Below are 20,006 nucleotides of genomic sequence, written 5' to 3' on the forward strand. Positions count from 1 at the left end.
AAAAGGTAGGAGGAATACAACTGTATGATACGTATCGAAAACCTCAGTGTCTCCTACAAAGAAACGTTGGCACTAAAGGATATTTCACTAGTGCTCCAAGGACCAACGATTACCGGAATTATTGGTCCAAATGGTGCTGGAAAATCAACTTTATTAAAAGGTATGTTGGGAATTATCCCACATGAAGGTCAGGCCTTTCTCGACGACAAAGAAGTCAAGAAATCTTTACATCGAGTTGCCTATGTCGAGCAAAAAATCCATATCGACTACAATTTCCCTATCAAGGTCAAGGAATGTGTCTCACTGGGACTCTATCCATCTATCCCGCTTTTTCACACTTTAAAGGCCAGCCACTGGAAAAAAGTGGCAGAGGCTCTTGAAATCGTTGGACTTTCAGACTATGCTGATCGCCAAATCAGCCAGCTCTCAGGAGGACAATTCCAACGTGTGTTGATTGCCCGCTGCCTTGTGCAGGAAGCTGACTACATCTTTTTAGATGAGCCTTTTGTCGGGATTGACTCGGTTAGTGAAGAGATTATCATGAACACGCTGAGAGACCTAAAAAAATCTGGTAAAACAGTTCTCATCGTCCATCATGACCTCAGCAAAGTCCCCCATTATTTCGACCAAGTTTTGCTTCTCAATCGAGAATTAATAGACCTTGGTCCGACTATAGAAACCTTTACCGAAGCCAATCTTAAAAAGGCCTACGGTAGCAAACTCTTTTTCAATGGAGGTGACCTATGATAGCAGAATTTATCAATGGATTGCAAAATTTCCATTTCCTACAAAACGCCTTGATAACAGCTATTGTCATCGGAGTTGTTGCTGGAGCTGTGGGATGTTTTATCATCCTACGTGGGATGTCTCTCATGGGAGATGCTATCTCTCACGCAGTTTTGCCCGGCGTAGCCCTTTCCTTTATCCTGGGAATTGATTTCTTTATTGGAGCGATCATCTTTGGTTTGATGGCTTCCATCATCATTACCTACATCAAGGGAAACTCTATCATCAAGAGTGACACTGCCATTGGTATTACCTTTTCATCTTTCTTAGCCTTAGGTGTCATCTTGATTAGTGTTGCCAAGAGTTCGACAGACCTCTTCCATATCCTTTTTGGGAATATCCTCGCTGTCCAAGATACGGACATGTGGATTACCATTGGTGTGGGGGCATTGATTCTCTTGATTATTGGGATTTTCTTTAAACAACTATTGATTACATCCTTTGACGAGCTCCTGGCTAAAGCAATGGGAATGCCCGTTAATTTCTACCACTATCTACTCATGGTGCTCTTGACCCTTGTGTCAGTCACTGCCATGCAAAGTGTTGGAACTATTCTTATCGTGGCCATGTTGATCACCCCAGCTGCGACGGCTTACCTTTATGCTAATAGCCTAAAGAGCATGATTTTTCTTTCATCAACCCTAGGGGCAACCGCTTCTGTTTTGGGACTCTTTATCGGCTATAGCTTCAACCTCGCAGCAGGATCCAGCATCGTGCTCACATCCGCCAGCTTCTTTTTAATCAGTTTCTTTATCTCTCCAAAGCAACGATACTTGAAACTAAAAAATAAAAAAATCAATAAATAAGGGGAAACCCTTCTGGAGGAATCTAATGAAAAAATTAGGTACATTGCTCGTTCTTTTTCTTTCTATCATTGGATTAGCTGCCTGTGCTAGTGGGAAAAAAGATACAGCATCTACAAACCAAAAACTAAAGGTTGTAGCGACTAACTCTATCATTGCTGATATTACTAAAAATATCGCTGGTGACAAGATTGATCTTCATAGTATCGTTCCTGTTGGTCAAGACCCACACGAGTACGAACCACTTCCTGAAGACGTAAAGAAAACTTCTGAGGCTGACCTCATTTTCTATAACGGTATCAACCTTGAAACAGGTGGCAATGCTTGGTTTACCAAATTGGTTGAAAATGCCAAGAAAACTGAAAACAAAGACTACTATGCAGTTAGCGACGGTGTAGATATCATCTACCTTGAAGGTCAAAACGAGAAAGGCAAAGAAGACCCACACGCTTGGCTCAATCTTGAAAATGGGATGATTTATGCTAAAAATATCGCTAAACAGCTGATCGCAAAAGATCCTAGCAACAAGGAATTCTACGAAAAAAATCTCAAAGACTATACTGAAAAACTAGACAAACTGGACAAGGAAGCCAAAGAGAAATTTAACAATATCCCTGCTGAAAAGAAACTCATCGTAACCAGCGAAGGATGCTTCAAATACTTCTCTAAAGCTTACGGAGTTCCAAGTGCCTACATCTGGGAAATCAACACAGAAGAAGAAGGAACACCTGAACAAATCAAGACCTTGGTTGAAAAGCTTCGCCAAACAAAAGTTCCATCCCTCTTTGTTGAATCAAGTGTCGATGACCGTCCAATGAAGACTGTTTCACAAGACACAAATATTCCAATTTACGCACAAATCTTTACTGACTCAATCGCTGAAGAAGGTAAAGAAGGTGACAGCTACTACAGCATGATGAAATACAACCTTGACAAGATTGCTGAAGGTTTGTCAAAATAATCCATTAAAAACGTCATTCTCACCGAATTGGCGTTTTTTCAATTTCCGGTCAAATCATTGGAAAAATCTGACAATTCTCGGTAAAATAAAAGAAAAAAGAATGGAGTAGTTTCATGACCACTTTTCTCGGAAATCCTGTAACTTTTACAGGTAAACAACTGCAAGTCGGAGACAAGGCACTTGACTTTTCTCTCACTACAACCGATCTCTCTAAAAAAACGCTAGCTGACTTTGATGGAAAGAAAAAAGTCTTGAGTGTTGTCCCTTCTATCGATACTGGTATCTGCTCAACGCAAACACGTCGATTCAACCAAGAACTAGCTAACCTCGACAATACCGTCGTTCTTACTGTTTCTATGGACCTACCATTTGCCCAAGGACGCTGGTGTGGGGCTGAAGGCCTTGACAATGCCATCATGCTTTCAGACTACTTTGACCATTCTTTCGGGCGCGATTATGCCCTCTTGATCAACGAATGGCATCTCCTTGCACGTGCCGTCTTTGTTCTCGATACTGACAATGTCATCCGTTATGTAGAATACGTTGACAACATTAACACGGAACCAGACTTTGAAGCTGCTATTGCTGCAGTGAAAGAACTGGACTAAAATCAAAGCCATTGGGGCAGAAGGCTAGAGAAATCTAGCTTTTTTTGATATACTAGATGGAGAGAAAAGACAAGAGGAAACGAATGACGCCAAATAAAGAAGACTACCTAAAATGTATTTATGAAATCGGTACGGAAATGCAAAAAATCACCAATAAGGAAATTGCTGCCCGTATGCAGGTCTCTCCACCTGCCGTAACAGAGATGATCAAACGTATGAAAAGTGAAAATCTCATCCTCAAGGACAAGGAGAATGGCTATCTATTGACAGATATCGGCCTCAAACTAGTCTCAGAACTCTATCGCAAACACCGGTTGATTGAGGTCTTTCTAGTTCACCATCTCGACTATACCAGTGACCAGATCCACGAGGAAGCTGAGGTCCTAGAGCACACTGTCTCTGACCTCTTCGTAGAGAGACTGGATAAACTGCTGGGTTTCCCTAAAACCTGCCCCCACGGAGGAACCATCCCAGCCAAGGGGGAGCTATTGGTTGAAATCAACAACTTACCACTGGCAGACGTCCAAGAAGCTGGAACCTATCTCCTGACTCGCGTTCATGATAGTTTTGAACTACTCAAATATCTAGAAAAGCATGAAATCCATATCGGTGACCAAGTCAAAGTCAAGCAGTTTGATAATTTTTCCAATACTTTTACACTGGTCAACAAAGACGAAGACCTCCAAGTTAGTATGGATATCGCCAAACAACTCTATGTCGAAAAAATCAACTAAGCCCTTATTCCTGAAAGAAATTCTTTTCAGGGATTTTTTATTATTTTGCTTGTAACTCCCATTTGTTTGGTGTAGAATGAAGCTAGATAAAAGAGGGAGGTCTTCCTATGAAAAAGCTCTTTAGAATCCATTTTGCAGCCGTTGTAGTCAGCGATTTGCTACTGTTGGTAACTTTCAGACCCCGATACGAACTTTCTTTGGAGAGAGGCCTGATTTTTTGCTTCATTTTCATCCTTGCTCAAGGACTACTGCTATTTCGCTTAGTCAATCGACTCAAAAAACATTTCTCTGAGATTTATCCTCAGATGAACAAAAAAATTCGCTTCTACTATTTAGGAGTGCTTATCAGCGATTTTCTATTATTTGTCTTTTTAGCCATCACTGACCCTCAATATTTCTACTCTCTTACTCCAGTCTTTACTTCCTGTCATTCTACTTTATATTATATGACGGCTAGCCACCTAAGAGAAAACTATCCCGACTTTTACAACAAACACATTTCTTTATGGGAGTGTTTCTAAACAAAAACCAAGCCGACAAGGCTTGGTTTTCTTATCTATTTTTTGTATCAAGGATAATGGTGACCGGTCCGTCATTGACCAGCTCCACCTGCATATCCGCTCCAAAAATACCTGTCTGAACAGGGACTTCCTGAGCTAGCTTTTGGTTGAAAGCCTCATAGAAGGCAGCTGCCATATCCGGCTTGGCGGCACCTGTAAAGGCTGGACGATTGCCTTTCTTGGTATCCGCAAAGAGGGTAAACTGAGAAATAGAAAGGAATTCCCCTTCAATATCCTTGACAGACAGATTCATCTTGCCTTCTGCATCAGAAAAAATCCGCATATTGACAAGCTTTCTCACAGAATAGTCCAGATCTTCCTCTTGGTCCTCTGGCCCAACACCGACCAGTAATAAGAGTCCCTGATTAATTTTTCCATGAACCTGACCTTCGATACTGACTCGGGCTTTCTTGACTCGTTGAATGATGATTTTCATAATAGCCTTTCTGGTAACTGAAGAGAGAATTAACCGTTGGTCCGTTTGACAGAGTAAACCTCTGGCACACTCTTAATCTTGTCCACGACTGTGGTCAGTGTAGAGAGGTTGGAAATACCAAATGAGACATGGATATTAGCAAATTTCATATCCTTGGTTGGTTGAGCATTAACGGTTGAGATATTTTTGGTCGTGTTGGAGAGAACTTGTAAAACATCGTTCAAAAGCCCTGTACGGTTGAGACCATAGATATCGATGTGGGCAGTGTATTCCTTGCTTGAGAATTGATCTTCCCACTCCACATCAAGGAGACGTTGCTCGTAGTTTTCTTGGGCACGGAGATTCATACAGTCCACACGGTGAATAGCCACACCGCGTCCCTTAGTAATGTAACCGACAATGTCGTCACCCGGAACTGGATTGCAACACTTGGCAATCCGAACTAGGAGACCTGAAGCCCCTTCAATGACCACACCACCCTCATGCTTAACCTTGAGGGTTTCTTTGTTCTCGACTTTAACTTCGCCACCTTTGACAAGCTCTTCTGCTTCCGCCTTGGCCTTGGCACGCTCTTCCTCACGGCGTTCCTTTTCGGTCAAACGGTTAAAGACGGTAATAGCGCCAATTTCTCCAAAACCAATAGCTGCGTAGAGAGCCTCCTCTGTCTTGTAGCTGGTCTTTTGAAGAACCTCATCCATATGGCGCTTGTCCATGAATTTATTGGCTACATAGCCGTTTTCTTGGAACTGGGCCATCAACATCTCACGGCCCTTGTTAACGGATAATTCCTTGTCTTGATTTTTAAAGAACTGACGAATCTTGTTGCGTGCCTTGCTGGTCTTGACCATATTGAGCCAGTCACGACTCGGACCAAAGGAGTTGGGGTTGGTGATAATTTCAACCTGATCCCCTGTCTTGAGCTTGGTTGTCAGTGGAACCATACGGCCATTGACCTTGGCACCAGTCGCTTTTTCACCGACTTTGGTGTGGATTTCATAGGCAAAGTCAATCGGTCCTGAATCTTTTGGTAGGGAGCGAACCGCACCATCAGGAGTAAAGACGTAAATCTCCTCCGCCAGATAGTTTTCCTTAACAGAGTCCACAAATTCCTTGGCATCATCAGCCTGGTCTTGGAGCTCCATCATCTCCTTGATCCAGTTCATTCCAATAGCAGATTCCTTGCTGTTGACCTGCCCTTTAATGCCTTTCTTATAAGCCCAGTGAGCCGCAACCCCATACTCAGCCACTTCGTGCATTTCCTTGGTCCGAATCTGGAACTCAATCGGCCCTTTTGGCCCATAGACGGTCGTATGGATAGACTGGTAACCATTGGCCTTACGATTGGCGATATAGTCTTTGAAGCGGCCTGGCATAGGTTTCCAAAGTTCATGCACATAACCCAGCATAGCATAGACATCACTCTGGGTATCTAAGATACAGCGAATGGCAATCAGGTCATAAATTTCCTCAAAGCGTTTCTTCTTATCCTGCATCTTGCGGTAGATCGAATAGATATGCTTAGGACGACCATAGATTTTCCCTTTGAGATTTCTTTCTGTAGCGTACTCTTCCAACTTGGTTACAACTTCATCGACCAAAGCCTCACGTTCTCTGCGTTTTTCCTTCATCATGTGGGTGATCTTGTAAAACTCAGTTGGATTGAGATAACGGAAAGATAGATCTTCCAACTCCCACTTGACACTGGAAATCCCTAGACGATGAGCAAGTGGTGCGTAAATTTCCATGGTTTCTCTGGAGATCCGTTCCTGCTTGTCCTTTCGCAGGTGTTTGAGAGTCCGCATATTATGCAAACGGTCCGATAATTTAACCAAGATAACACGGATATCCTCAGACATGGCCATAAGCATCTTGCGGTGATTTTCAGCCAATTGTTCCTCAAGTGATTTGTACTCAACCTTACCAAGCTTGGTCACCCCATCAACGATAATCCGAACATCATGACCGAACTCTCTTTCCAAATCATCCAGTGTCGCATCTGTGTCTTCAACCACATCATGCAAAAAACCACAGGCAACGGTTACGGCATCCAGCTTGAGCTTAGCCAGAATCCCTGCTACCTGAATGGGATGGATAATATAGGGCTCACCTGATTTCCGAAACTGCCCACTATGACAGTCAACTGCGTAAATCAATGCTTTTTGTACAAAAGCAACGTCTTCCTTTGTTAAATATTCTCTCGTTAAAGCGACTACCTCATCGCCCGTCAAATTTACTTCTTTCGGCATCTATACTCTCCAATTCTTCCTACCATTTTATCACTTTTTTAAGGATATGAAAACTAGAAAAGCTCTGTTTTTATGCCAATACCAATCATTAAAAAAACACTGCCAGATTTCTCTAGTAGTGTTTTGACATTTCATTTGCTTAGTAGACTGTTTTTTCAGTTTCTACGTCGAAGAAGTGTGCTTTGTTCAAGTCAAATCCAAGTTCAACTGTTGCACCTGTTTGCAAGTAGTCACGAGCATCCACTTTGGCAACAAATTCGTCTTTACCAACTTGGCAGTAAAGGTGAGATTCTGAACCAAGCAATTCTGATACTGAGATAGTAGCTTTGACAACTGATTCTGGGAATGTTTCAAGGAAAGCAGGTTCTGCATTCACATCTTCTGGACGGATACCGAAAATCAATTCTTTTCCTTCGTAGCCTTTGTCACGAAGAACTTTCAAAGCACCTTCTGGCACTTTCAAACGGAAACCGTCAGAAACAATTTCACCACCAACCAATTTCACATTGATGAAGTTCATAGCTGGGCTTCCGATAAATCCTGCAACGAACTTGTTAACTGGGTTTTTGTAAACTTCTTGAGGGGTACCGATTTGTTCAACACGTCCGATAGTACCTGTACCAGCAGGGTTCTTAGTAGCTGACATGATAACGATACGGTCTGCAAGAGTCATCGCTTCTGTTTGGTCGTGGGTTACGTAGATAGTTGTAGCTCCGATACGACGGTGGATTTTCGCGATTTCAGCACGCATGGATACACGAAGTTTGGCATCCAAGTTTGACAAAGGTTCGTCCATCAAGAATACTTTTGCATCACGGACGATGGCACGACCCATGGCAACACGTTGACGTTGACCACCTGAGAGGTCAGCAGGTTTACGATCCAAGAATTCTTTCAAACCAAGGATTGCTGCTGCTTCTTGAACACGTTTGTCGATGTCTTCCTTGCTGTATTTACGCAATTTCAAACCGAAAGCCATGTTGTCATATACAGTCATGTGTGGATAAAGAGCGTAGTTTTGGAATACCATGGCGATGTCACGGTCTTTTGGAGCTACGTCGTTGACAACCACGCCATCGATAGATGCAGTACCTTCTGTGATGTCTTCAAGACCAGCAATCATACGAAGAGTTGTTGATTTACCACATCCTGAAGGACCTACGAAAACGATAAATTCCTTGTCTTTGATGTCCAAGTTGAAGTCTTCAACTGAGTAGTGTTCGCTGTTTGGATATTTTTTGTAAATATTTTTAAGATTCAATTCTACCATGGAAGGTGAACTCCTTTAATTATTTGATAGATTTATTATATATGAAAACGCTTTACATTTCTATGGCAAGGTGACCAAAAAAACAAAAAAGTTCTGTGCAAGTTGCACAAAACTTTAGAGAATATCTGATAAAATCAACTGATAGCACAAGGTGAGATCGGTCAACTCCTTCAACTGAAGCCCAGTTAATTCTTCCCATCTATCAATCTTGTATTGGAGAGAGTTGCGGTGAAGATAAAGTTGCTGGGCTGTTTTAGTTAGGACAGCACTGTTTTCCCAAAGGGAGAGAATGATTTCCTGAATCTGATCTTGGTCCAAAATCATCTGGTGCAGGCATTCCTTGATTACCTTCAAGTCCACGCTCCTTTCTCCCATACTCCAAAGATAGAGTTGTGAAAAGGTATGAACACCTTGGTGACCCTGACGCCACCAAGTCTTAAACAAGTCTCGCTCTGCTTGGATTAAATCTGACAGAGCCTGATACCCAGCCTGTGACCAAACCTGTCCTAACATGATAGACAGACGAAGACCAAAGTCATACTCCACTGCTTCAATCGTATCACTTAAAATAGCTCGTACAGAGCTGTACTTATCTTGTTGAAGAACAAATACATAATCCTGAGCCCCGACCTGTAGCACTGTCTGGCAGTTGGGAAAAAGAGTCCGCATCATGTCTAGCCAAGAGGCCAGATTTTCCTGTTGGAAATAAGAAAGATGACAATAAACCAATTGAATCTTTTTGAAAGCTTGCGGTGCCTGCCCCTTCCCCTCAATCAGATAGGGATACCAAGGATCGAGCGAACGAGCCTGCTCCTGCTGGGTCAAAAGGGCAACCAGCTGCTTTTCACGCTCGCTGAGCCCAGCTTCCTCCAGTAAAATCCACTGCTGAGAGGCTAAAGGGAGAGTTAGATAGCCTGGTTTCTCTACTGGCTGATCTGAAATCTGAGCTTCAGGAAACCAGTCTTGTAGTTCTTTAGCAAGCATTTCTACTCCTCCACTTTTTGGATACACCAAGAAATTAAGGTCTCTAGCCGCTCCAGATTTTCAGTCAGATGGAGATACCCCATCACCGCCTCAAAGCCAGTAGACATGCGGTAGGTCACCACATCAGCATTTTTAGCCTTTGTGTGACTATTGGTATTGCGACCACGTTTGTAGATTTCTTCTTCTTTTTCCGTCAGGACTTGCTCCTCCAACATAAGGGCAATCAAGCGCGCCTGAGCCTTGGCTGACACATACTTAGTCGCCTCTTGGTGGAGTTTATTGGGCTTGGTCATGCCTTTGAGGATGAGATGGCGACGAATATACATGGAGTAAACTGCATCTCCCTCAAAAGCCAGCGCTATCCCGTTAATGAGGTTGACATCAATCACGAGTCCACCTCACTCCATCCTTGGTGTCAAGGAGCTTAATTCCTTGAGCCGCCAATTGGTCACGGATTTGGTCCGCTGTCGCAAAGTCACGATTGGCACGCGCCTCTTGACGTTTTTGGATCAAGGCCTCAATGTCTGCATCTAGAACTTCTTCTATAAAGACAATACCAAAAACTTCTAAGAGCTTGGCCAAAGCTGCCTTTACTTCAGCGGTGTAGTTACCAGAGTTGATCCACTTGGCCATCTCAAAGACAACTGTGATGCCGTTGGCAGAGTTGAAATCCTCATCCATAGCGGCTACAAACTTATCTTTAAAGGCTTGTAACTCTTGGACATCAACACTCCCAGTAAATGGCTGCTCATAAGTGTTCTTCAGATACTTGAGATTAGTCTCCGCATCACGCACTGCTTTTTCGGTAAAGTTGATAGGCTTACGGTAATGCTGAGTCGCAAAGAAGAATCGAAGCACTTGGCCATCAAGAGTTTTGAGGGCATCATGGACTGTGATAAAGTTGCCCAAGGACTTAGACATCTTGACATTGTCGATGTTGACAAAACCATTGTGCATCCAGTAGTTGGCGAAAGTCTTGCCTGTTTTGGCTTCTGACTGGGCAATTTCATTGGTGTGATGCGGAAACTCCAGATCGGCTCCCCCACCGTGGATATCAATGGTATCGCCCAAAATCTCTGTCGACATGACCGAACACTCGATATGCCAACCCGGACGACCAGGTCCCCAAGGACTATCCCAAGAAATCTCGCCTGGTTTTGCAGCTTTCCAAAGGGCAAAGTCCACAGGATTTTCCTTACGAGCTGTTTCTTCATCTGTACGACCTGAAGCACCCAGTTCCAAATCTTCCAAAGTTTTATTGGCCAACTTAGCATAGTTGTGGGATTTTTCCACACGGAAGTAAACATCCCCTTGACTCTCGTAAGCATAACCTTTTTCAATCAAGTCAGCGACAAAACGAATGATGTCCGCCATAAACTCCACTACACGCGGATGGCGAGTAGCAGGTTTGACGCCTAAGGCCGTCACGTCTTCACGAAAGGCAGCAATGTACTTGTCCGCAACCTCTTGAGGCGTGATGCCTTCTTCCTTGGCGCGATTGATAATCTTATCATCTACATCCGTGAAATTGGAAATATAGGCAACCTCATAGCCACGATATTCAAAGTAGCGACGAATGGTATCAAAGGCTACCGTTGAACGAGCATTCCCAACGTGGATATAGTTGTAGACGGTTGGCCCACAGACATACATGCGAACCTTGCCCTCTTCAATGGGCACAAATTCACGTAGGCTGCGGGTCATGGTGTCGTAAATTTTAATCATGCGGTCCACTCCCTTCTCTATTTCTGACTTTTTCGGCTGAAAACCAGCTCTGCAAATGGGCCAAATTGTCTGAGGTTATCCAGTTGGTAAAAGCGCTGCCCTTCCTCTTGGGTAAAGAGGGGAACCCCCTTTCCTAGGATAAGGGGTGCTATCTGAATAATGAGGTGGTCGAAAAGATCCGCATCCAAGAGCGGTCCTACCAAGGAATTACCACCAATCACAAAGACATTTTTGCCTTTGTCAATCTGGCGAACAAAGTCCACCACATCCCCAGCTACTGGCTGGTAATTGCTAACAGGCAGGTGCCTATCATGCGTAAAGACATAGTTTTCCGTAGCTTGATAAAAACTTTCTACATCTTGCAAATCTTGGATTTCCTCAAAGGTCCGCTTGCCCATGATGGTGATATCCATTTGCCTGTAAAAATCATCATAGCCTGTATCCTCTACAGAACCAAGCTGATGCAGCCAGTCTATCCTGTGCTGGCTGTCTGCCAAGTAGCCATCCATGGTGATACAGCCGTAAAAATATACTGCCATTCTTGTAGTTACCTTTCTAGTTCCTTTGCTATTGTCAAAGCGATAGTGAAAAAAGTCATGGCATCAGCTGTCCGATCTTCATGGCGGGCATCCCAGGTTCGGTTATGATGATCCACATAGTCAGCTGTGTAGAAGAATTGATAGACCTTGGTCTTGCGAAATTGGCTCCAAGCCATGATAGCTGAAGCTTCCATGTCCACCACTTGGGCACCGGCAGCCAAGCGACGCTTGATCTTATCAGGCGTTTCCCGATAAAAGGCATCAGTCGTCCAAGACTTGGTGCGGATATGCTCGATGCAAGATTTGTTCAAGGCTCCTTCCATAGTTAAGAGCAAAGTTTCATCATAAGCTATCTCATCACTTGGAGGAGCGTAATGGTAACTTGTACCTTCATCACGTAGAGCTGAACTTGGTAGGATAATCTTATCTGCCTGAATAGACTGATCTAGAACTCCGCAAGAACCCAAAACAATAAAGTTCTTAAATCCTCTTGCTTTGAGTTCTTCTAAGAGACCTACAACCATTGGGGCTCCAATCGTAGCTATAGCAACTGCTACCTTTCTCCCATCTTTTTCATAGATATACCATGGAAGTCTGCCATTTAGATTGGTTAGATAGCCACCTTCGTAAATATCTTCAAACTGCTTTACTCGTTCAACGATTTCTCCATTAAAAGATAAAATAATCGTGTCACAGATTTCTCCACCACCACGAATACTTCGATCAGTTGGTTCGATAACAGCAGGTACATTTTCGAATTCTTCTAATAGCATTTTTCTACTCTTTCTCATTCAGATAAACTACCTGTGTCTGTTTGACAAAGCCGATTTTTTCATACAAGCGCTTGGCACCTACGTTGCTGTCCTCTACTGCAATCTGAAATTCCTTATCATTTTGCTCAATCAGTTGGTTGATAAGAGATTTTACGAAGTAGCTTCCATAGCCTTTTCCACGTTCAGGTTCCGATATTACCAAACCATAGAGGTAATTTGTATTAGTCGATAAATCTACCGTACAAGTTCCAATAACCTGACCGTCTTTTAATAAAATATATAGACGACTTTCTGGATCCTTCAGAGCTTCGGCGACATATCTATCCACAACTTCTCTCAATTCATGCTCCTCTGAAAATGCCTGAAATTTTAACTGGCTAATTTGCTCCTGATATGAACTATCTGCTAACAAAACTTCAAGATTGGAAAGTTTTGTTAACGGATAAGGTCTTCTATCCTTACCTAACCAGGTTTCTGTATCTTCATCCTCGACCAATCCCCAGTTGCTGACAAAATCAGGATGACGCTCTAGAAAAATACGTTCTGTCTGAAAAGTAACTGAACGAATAGGGAAAGAAGCCGTTTCTTTCTCAAAACTCGTAAACAAAGCACGCGCAATTCCCTGACGGCGATGATTTGGATGAACCAGTATCGTCACTTCCACATCTTGGTCATCAGCATAGACAGTTAATAGACCAACAAGTTCGCCTTTTTCATAATAAAGGAAAAAGGCGGGCATGTTTGGGTCAAAATTAAGCATGTTAGAAAGATAGGGATCACGATAAGTTCCATCATAGGCTTGGCAACAGTCAATTAGTTTTTTCGCTTCAAATAACTCTTCTTGGCTCAACTTATTTCTTGCTTGAATCATATAGGTATCCTCTACAACCCCGACGATCTGTGACTGGCTTCTTTAGCCTGCTCGAGTTTATTGACGTAGTACTCTCGTTTTTCTTCGACTTCGTGGATGATAGGCTCATCCTTCTGTCCATGAACGCGGACGATCTTAGCCGGAATACCGACAACTGTTACATCACTAGGTACATCTGCCACGACAACTGCTGCTGCACCGACTTTGGCATTTTCACCGATTTCTACTGGCCCGATAACTTGGGCATGGGCCGATATGAGAGCTCCTTTACGCACAGTCGGATGGCGTTTGCCACAGTCTTTCCCTGTCCCACCGAGAGTCACTCCGTGATAGAGAAGAACGCCTTTTTCAACAATCGCCGTCTCTCCAATCACCAGACCTGAACCATGGTCGATAAAAACACCTGAGTCAATCTGGGCACCCGGATGAATCTCGATTTGGGTCCAAAAGCGCCAAAACTGACTGTGCATCCGAGCCAGGAGTTTGAAGCCGTGCTTCCAGAGAAAATGCGAGAGACGGTGAGCCGCTAAGGCCTTGACACCTGGATAAGTCAGTAGAACCTCCAAAGTGGTGCGCGCCGCTGGATCATTTTCTTTTACAATATCAATGGTTTCGCGCCACCATCCCATACATTTCTCCTTTTCTTATTCTGAATCTTTTGGTGTTTCTGTAACTTCTTTCTTAGGTTTGTGGTCCTTTTGATGACGTGGGCGGTGAGGACGTTCAGCCTTTTCACCTTTTTCATCGTGTTCTGGTTTTGGTGGACGAGGAAGAAGAGCTTTCATAGAAGCATCTACACGTCCTTTTTCGTCAATCTTGATAACTTTGACATCGACTTCGTCTCCAATAGCCACCAAATCTTCGACATTATTGGTACGTGTCCAAGCCATTTCCGAAATGTGAACGAGGGCATCTGTCTTGTCAAAGAGGTTGACAAAGGCACCAAATTTCTCGATACGAACAACTTTGGCATGGTAAACTTCGTCCACCTTAGCTTCACGAACCAAACCAGCAATAATTTCTTTGGCACGGTTAATGGCATCTTGGTCGCTAGAGTAGATAGACACATTTCCTTCTTCGTCGATATCAATCTTAACGCCTGTTTCAGCGATGATCTTGTCGATGGTTTCTCCACCCTTACCGATGACAATCTTAATCTTGTCCACATCAATCTTGATAGTATCAATTTTCGGAGCAGTTGGAGCCAATTCTGGACGCACTTCTGGAATAGTAGCTTCGATCACATCAAGGATTTCAAAACGTGCTTTCTTGGCTTGAGCAAGGGCTTCTGTCAAGATTTCTGCAGTAATCCCTTGGATCTTGATATCCATTTGAAGGGCTGTAATCCCGTCGCGAGTACCTGCAACCTTAAAGTCCATGTCTCCAAAGTGGTCTTCCAAACCTTGAATATCTGTCAATACTGTATAGTTATTTCCATCTGAGATAAGTCCCATTGCAATACCAGCTACTGGCGCCTTGATTGGCACACCACCAGCCATAAGGGCAAGAGTACCCGCACAGATAGAGGCTTGAGAAGAAGAACCATTTGATTCCAAGACTTCTGCTACCAAGCGGATAGCGTATGGAAATTCTTCCAAGCTTGGCAAGACTTGAGCAAGAGCACGCTCACCAAGAGCACCGTGACCAATTTCACGACGACCAGGGGCTCCGTAACGACCAGTTTCCCCTACAGAGTATTGAGGGAAGTTATAGTGGTGCATAAAGCGTTTCTTGTACTCTGGGTCCAAACCATCGATGATTTGAGTTTCTCCCATCGGAGCCAAGGTCAAGACTGAAAGAGCTTGAGTTTGCCCACGAGTAAAAAGGCCAGAACCATGTACACGAGGAAGATAGTCAACCTGCGCATCTAAAGGACGGATCTCATCGACCTTACGCCCATCAGGACGCACCTTGTCTTCTGTAATCAAACGGCGCACTTCAGCGTGTTCCATTTGTTCCAAGATTTCAGCCACATCACGCATGATACGGTCAAATTCTTCGTGGTCCGCATATTTTTCTTCATACACCGCAGTCACTTGGTCTTTAACTGCTTGAGTTGCAGCTTCACGAGCCAATTTTTCTTCAACTTGGACCGCTTTTTGGAGGTCGCTGTTGTAGGCTGCGATGATTTCAGCTTGCAAGTCAGCATCCACATGAAGCAATTCCACTTCTGCTTTTTCCTTACCGACCGCAGTAACGATTTCTTCTTGGAAGGCAATCAATTCTTTGACAGCTTCGTGTCCTTTCAGAAGAGCTTCCAACATGATTTCTTCTGACAATTCTTTGGCACCAGACTCAACCATGTTGATAGCGTGCTTGGTACCTGCAACTGTCAATTCAAGAAGCGAACGCTCTGCTTGTTCTTGTGTCGGGTTGATGATGATTTGGCCATCTACATAGCCCACTTGTACCCCAGCAATAGGTCCGTCAAACGGAATATCTGAGATAGAAAGTGCCAAGGATGAACCAAACATAGCCGCCATTGGAGCAGACGCATTCTCATCGTATGAAAGCACTGTATTGATTACTTGTACTTCGTTACGGAAACCTTCCGCAAACATAGGACGGATCGGACGGTCAATCAAACGCGCTGTCAAAGTCGCATCTGTTGAAGGACGTCCTTCACGTTTCATAAAGCCACCAGGAAACTTCCCAGCCGCATACATTTTTTCTTCGTAGTTGACTTGAAGTGGGAAGAAATCCCCAGTTGCCATCTTCTTAGACATAACGGCCGCAGTCAAGACAGTTGACTCACCATAACGCACGACAACAGAGCCATTTGCTTGCTTAGCAACCTGACCAGTCTCTACGATTAACTCACGACCCGCAAAAGTCGTTTGAAACACTTGTTTTGTCATTTTAATCCCCTTTGGATTGATGAAATTATACGCCTTGCCTACAAAGATCAAGATACTAAGCCGTTAAGCAACTCAAAGGAAAATAGGAAATCGAACGACGGAGCGACTGCTCCTAGATAGATTTATCTTTTTCCATAGAGTTGTAGGCGTGTTCAGTTACTCAAGATATTTTGGACATTTAAAGTTGAGTTTTTGCAACCTTAATAACTTAAATACCCTCATCTTTGTATCAAGTACGTACAGAGTCTATTTTATCATATTTTTCTTAAAAAGTGCGGGCTTTTCTATTAAAAAGGAACCATTCCCCCATGAAAAGAGGAATGGTTTGTTGTTTATTTTATTTAGCGAATTCTTTAGCTCTCACAACTGTCATTTTTCATTAAAAAGCAAGTAAATGACAAGCTGTCGTCTCAGTGGTTAAAGTAAGGTTAGTCTCGCTAACGTTACAGGCAAACTGAAAGACCAAGGCTTGCAGTTTAGCCATGAAATCGAAGATTTGCTGCGGCCTAACCACTTTAGACGAAGTGCTAAAAGAATCGATTATCCTAAAGACTGATGATTAAACAAGGCATGGGTTGCTTGGTGGATGTATTTGGCTGTTTCAGCATTGTTCATGGTGTAGAGATGCACACCTGCGACATCCTGAGTGACCAAGTCCACGATTTGATCCACTGCGTAGGCAAGTCCTGCTGCTCTGAGCGACTCAGGGTCATGCTCATACTTGTCCAAGATGGCCTTAAATTTACGTGGAAGGTGGATATTCTCACACGTTTTCAAGAGACGAAGCGCTTGGTTACGGTTAAGAATTGGCATAATCCCTGCATGAATAGGAACATCAATCCCTGCCAAGGTACACTTATCTTGGAAATCATAGAAACGCTCATTATCAAAGAAAAGTTGCGTTACGAGACTTGAGCAACCTGCATCCACTTTCTTCTTGAGATTTTGAATATCCGAGATCTGGTTTGGCGAATCAGGGTGTCCCTCCGGGTAGCAAGCTCCGACAATATCAAAGTGAGGGGCTTGTTCCTTGATGAACTCAATCAAGTCTGTTGCGTAGCGGAAATCCTTTTGCGGTTCCACATCAGGAATGATGTCCCCACGTAGAGCTAAGATTTTTCGCACACCAACCTTGTCCAAGTCCGCAAGTGTCTCTGCAACCTTCTCCTTGGTCAGATAGATAGCTGGCAAGTGGGCAATAGTTGGAATCGCCAAATCATTCTGGATAAAGTCAGCCAAACGAACCGTTGTTTCCTTGATATTAAATTTATTATTGCTGGCGGTCACACTGATAAAGTGCGGTGTCAACTCCCGCATATCCTGCAGGGCTGAAATAATTTTATCATTACCCACTGCTGGGTTTGGAGGGAACACTTCAAATGAAAGTGACGGCGTTTGGCGTGACATAGTCATTATCCTTTTCTTTTTGATTTCATTATTGCTGAGCCGGCTAGGGCCAAGCTATTCCTTGATCAGTCAGGGTCAAGAGAGAAATCTTATCTTACAATTTCTCACGCGCAGCTTTGGCTGCTTCGACAAGGCGGATCAAGCTTTCTTTTGTTTCTGGGATACCACGTGTTTTCAAACCACAGTCAGGGTTAATCCAAACTTTCTTGCTTGGTACTTTGGCAAGGATAGCTTCGATGGTGTGGTCGATTTCGCCTTCGTTTGGCACACGAGGTGAGTGGATATCGTAAACCCCAGGTCCCACTTCTGTTTGGAAGTTTTTCGCTTTGAGTTCGTCCAAGATTTCAAGGTTTGAACGGCTGGCTTCAAAGGAAATAACGTCCGCATCCATATTGTCAATAGCTGGGATGATATCTGTAAATTCTGAGTAACACATGTGAGTGTGGATTTGTGTATCTGGCGCTACTGTAGAGTGTACCAAGCGGAAGGCAGGGATTGCCCAGTCAAGGTAATCTTCGTACCAGTCGCTACGACGGAGTGGCAATTTCTCACGAAGAGCAGCCTCGTCGATTTGAATGATTTTCACACCAGCAGCTTCAAGGTCAAGAACTTCATCCTTGATAGCAAGGGCGATTTGAAGAGTAGAATCCTTGATAGAGATGTCTTCACGCGGGAATGACCAGTTGAGGATGGTAACAGGTCCAGTCAACATACCTTTAACAGGTTTGTCAGTACGGCTTTGTGCGTAGCTAGACCATTTCACAGTGATTGGGTTGAGACGTGTGACGTCACCCCAGATGATTGGTGGTTTCACCCCACGCATACCGTATGATTGTACCCAACCATTCTTAGAGAAGAGGTAACCTGACAAGTTTTGACCGAAGTACTCAACCATGTCGTTACGCTCGAACTCACCATGTACAAGCACGTCAAATCCAACTTCTTCTTGCCATTTGATCCATTCGTCGATAGTTTCAGCAAGGAAGGCATCGTATTCTTCTTGTGACAATTCACCCTTACGGAAGGCCAAACGTTTGGCACGGACTTCCTTAGTTTGAGGGAATGAACCGATAGTCGTTGTTGGAAGAGCTGGAAGTTTGAAGGCTTCTTCTTGGATAGCTTCACGTTCTGCAAAGGCAGGCAAACGAGTGTAGTCAGCGTCTGTCAATCCTGCAATGCGCGCACGAAGTTCTGCATTTTCACCCACACGTTCAGTCGCAAAGAGTTCTTTGTTAGCTGCAAGAGCTTCTGCGCCTTGACCATTGCGGATAGCATCCAAGTCACGAAGTTCTTCCAATTTTTCAACCGCAAAGGCAAAGTGGTTCAAGATAGCTGGTTCAAATTCTTCGTTAGCAGTTGTAAATGGCACATGAAGAAGTGAGCATGAGCTTGTCAATACGATGTTTTCAGCTGGAATTTGCTCAAGAACAGCTAAACTCTTTTCGTAGTTGTTACGCCAGATGTTCTTACCATTGACAATACCTGCGTAGAGAGTCTTGTCAGCTGGGAAACCACCTTTCACAAGTTCAAGAGTTTTCTTACCTTCAACGAAGTCAAGACCGATGGCATCTACTGGCAAGTTCACAAGGTCAGAGTAGACGTCACGAACATCACCAAAGTAAGTTTGAAGCAAGACTTCAAGACCTTTTTTATCAGCCAAAAGTTTGTTGTAGAGGTTCAAGAAGAGAGCTTTTTCTTCAGCAGTCAAGTCTTTAACAAGAGCAGCTTCGTCCAATTGGATACGAGTCGCACCAAGTTCAGCCAATTTTGCAAAAACTTCTTGGTAAGCAGCGACAAAGCTGTCTACGAAGTCTTCTGCTTTCACGCCTTCTTCAAAGTCTGATAATTGAAGGAAAGTGAATGGCCCTACAAGGACAGGACGAGTATTAAGACCAAGTTCTTTAGCTTCTTGGAACTCATCGAAGATCTTGTGACCAGCCAATTTGACTTGAGTGTCTTTTTCAAACTTAGGAACGATGTAGTGGTAGTTAGTGTTGAACCATTTCTTCATCGGAAGGGCACGAACATCCCCTTTTTCACCTTGGTAACCACGCGCCAAAGCAAAATAGCGCTCAAGGTCAGACAAGTCCAAGTTTTGAACAGATGCAGGCACCACGTTGAAGAGGAAAGCTGCATCGAGGAAGTTGTCATAGTGAGAAAAGTCATTTGATGGGATTTCAGTGATGCCTTTTTCTTTGACAATGTTCCAGTGTTTCGCGCGCAATTCTTTTGCCGCTGCTAAGAGTTCTTCTTCTGAGATTTCTTTTCTAAAGTATTTTTCAGTTGTAAATTTTAATTCGCGGAATTCACCCAAACGAGGGAAACCGATGATTGTAGTTGACATGATGTGTCCTCCAAAATTTGTTGTTGAAACTATCTTAACAGAAAAGAAACTGTCTGTATAATTGTAAATAATTAGGCTTTGATATAGTTTGAAACTATACC

The 20,006-nt window shown here is 43.5% G+C and carries 19 protein-coding genes; 6 read left to right on the forward strand and 13 right to left on the reverse strand.

Translation table 11 applies throughout. The features are described 5' to 3' along the window. Positions 1-24 precede the first annotated feature (24 nt). The 6 genes from D8854_RS07100 (at position 25) to D8854_RS09950 (ending at position 4,413) form a co-directional block, all read left to right on the forward strand. Entirely contained in the window at positions 25-747 is a 723-nt protein-coding gene (locus D8854_RS07100; protein WP_049477396.1) for a metal ABC transporter ATP-binding protein, read from the forward strand. Beyond that, on the forward strand, positions 744-1,592 hold the full coding sequence (locus tag D8854_RS07105; RefSeq protein ID WP_045617553.1) for a metal ABC transporter permease: 849 nt from the start codon (positions 744-746) through the stop codon (positions 1,590-1,592). Before D8854_RS07100 ends, D8854_RS07105 begins: the two co-directional genes overlap by 4 nt. A 25-nt stretch (positions 1,593-1,617) precedes the next feature. Further along, entirely contained in the window at positions 1,618-2,550 is a 933-nt protein-coding gene (locus tag D8854_RS07110) for a metal ABC transporter substrate-binding protein (RefSeq protein ID WP_125450331.1), read from the forward strand. Between the two features lie 113 nt (positions 2,551-2,663). Further along, positions 2,664-3,158: a thiol peroxidase gene (gene tpx, locus D8854_RS07115; protein ID WP_000206539.1), complete on the forward strand. Its 495-nt coding sequence runs from the start codon at positions 2,664-2,666 to the stop codon at positions 3,156-3,158. A gap of 83 nt (positions 3,159-3,241) precedes the next feature. Next, the gene (locus D8854_RS07120; RefSeq protein ID WP_049479093.1) at positions 3,242-3,892 is read left to right on the forward strand and encodes a metal-dependent transcriptional regulator; all 651 of its coding nucleotides are present in this window, start codon (positions 3,242-3,244) and stop codon (positions 3,890-3,892) included. 107 nt (positions 3,893-3,999) lie between these two features. After that, positions 4,000-4,413 carry a hypothetical protein gene (locus tag D8854_RS09950; protein ID WP_125450332.1) on the forward strand — a complete coding sequence of 138 codons (414 nt, stop codon included), beginning with the start codon at positions 4,000-4,002 and terminating at the stop codon, positions 4,411-4,413. A gap of 31 nt (positions 4,414-4,444) precedes the next feature. Here the strand turns inward: D8854_RS09950 and dtd are convergent, their stop codons facing one another. The 13 genes from dtd to metE all read right to left on the reverse strand — a co-directional run bounded on the left by dtd (position 4,445) and on the right by metE (position 19,905). Next, the gene (gene dtd, locus D8854_RS07130) at positions 4,445-4,888 is read right to left on the reverse strand and encodes a D-aminoacyl-tRNA deacylase (RefSeq protein ID WP_125450333.1); all 444 of its coding nucleotides are present in this window, start codon (positions 4,886-4,888) and stop codon (positions 4,445-4,447) included. 29 nt (positions 4,889-4,917) lie between these two features. After that, complete coding sequence (locus D8854_RS07135; RefSeq protein ID WP_125397500.1) at positions 4,918-7,134, reverse strand: RelA/SpoT family protein; 2,217 nt, start codon at positions 7,132-7,134, stop codon at positions 4,918-4,920. A gap of 139 nt (positions 7,135-7,273) precedes the next feature. Continuing rightward, the gene (locus D8854_RS07140) at positions 7,274-8,404 is read right to left on the reverse strand and encodes an ABC transporter ATP-binding protein (protein ID WP_000229940.1); all 1,131 of its coding nucleotides are present in this window, start codon (positions 8,402-8,404) and stop codon (positions 7,274-7,276) included. 114 nt (positions 8,405-8,518) lie between these two features. Beyond that, positions 8,519-9,388, reverse strand: a complete 870-nt coding sequence (locus D8854_RS07145; protein WP_125450334.1) for a helix-turn-helix domain-containing protein — start codon at positions 9,386-9,388, stop codon at positions 8,519-8,521. Between the two features lie 2 nt (positions 9,389-9,390). Continuing rightward, positions 9,391-9,777, reverse strand: coding sequence for a Mini-ribonuclease 3 (locus D8854_RS07150; RefSeq protein WP_125416342.1), 387 nt, complete (start codon positions 9,775-9,777; stop codon positions 9,391-9,393). Next, positions 9,770-11,113: a cysteine--tRNA ligase gene (cysS, locus tag D8854_RS07155; protein ID WP_125450335.1), complete on the reverse strand. Its 1,344-nt coding sequence runs from the start codon at positions 11,111-11,113 to the stop codon at positions 9,770-9,772. Before cysS ends, D8854_RS07150 begins: the two co-directional genes overlap by 8 nt. 17 nt (positions 11,114-11,130) lie before the next feature. Further along, positions 11,131-11,652, reverse strand: a complete 522-nt coding sequence (locus D8854_RS07160; protein ID WP_125424703.1) for a dihydrofolate reductase family protein — start codon at positions 11,650-11,652, stop codon at positions 11,131-11,133. 8 nt (positions 11,653-11,660) lie between these two features. After that, positions 11,661-12,425 (reverse strand): nucleoside phosphorylase, encoded by a 765-nt coding sequence (locus D8854_RS07165; RefSeq protein ID WP_125416349.1) that lies wholly within the window; start codon positions 12,423-12,425, stop codon positions 11,661-11,663. Between the two features lie 4 nt (positions 12,426-12,429). Continuing rightward, positions 12,430-13,296, reverse strand: coding sequence for a GNAT family N-acetyltransferase (locus D8854_RS07170; protein WP_125416351.1), 867 nt, complete (start codon positions 13,294-13,296; stop codon positions 12,430-12,432). 11 nt (positions 13,297-13,307) lie between these two features. After that, positions 13,308-13,925, reverse strand: a complete 618-nt coding sequence (gene cysE, locus D8854_RS07175) for a serine O-acetyltransferase (RefSeq protein WP_125416353.1) — start codon at positions 13,923-13,925, stop codon at positions 13,308-13,310. A 15-nt stretch (positions 13,926-13,940) separates the two neighbouring features. Beyond that, positions 13,941-16,154 carry a polyribonucleotide nucleotidyltransferase gene (pnp, locus tag D8854_RS07180; RefSeq protein WP_125450336.1) on the reverse strand — a complete coding sequence of 738 codons (2,214 nt, stop codon included), beginning with the start codon at positions 16,152-16,154 and terminating at the stop codon, positions 13,941-13,943. Positions 16,155-16,694: 540 nt separating this feature from the next. Continuing rightward, on the reverse strand, positions 16,695-17,561 hold the full coding sequence (gene metF / locus D8854_RS07190; protein ID WP_049479138.1) for a methylenetetrahydrofolate reductase [NAD(P)H]: 867 nt from the start codon (positions 17,559-17,561) through the stop codon (positions 16,695-16,697). Positions 17,562-17,655: 94 nt separating this feature from the next. Then, a complete protein-coding gene (gene metE, locus D8854_RS07195; RefSeq protein ID WP_125450337.1) occupies positions 17,656-19,905 on the reverse strand; it encodes a 5-methyltetrahydropteroyltriglutamate--homocysteine S-methyltransferase in 2,250 nt (749 codons plus the stop codon). Positions 19,906-20,006: the final 101 nt, after the last annotated feature.

The sequence above is a fragment of the Streptococcus mitis genome, assembly GCF_003943905.1.
Taxonomy (GTDB): domain Bacteria; phylum Bacillota; class Bacilli; order Lactobacillales; family Streptococcaceae; genus Streptococcus; species Streptococcus mitis_BC.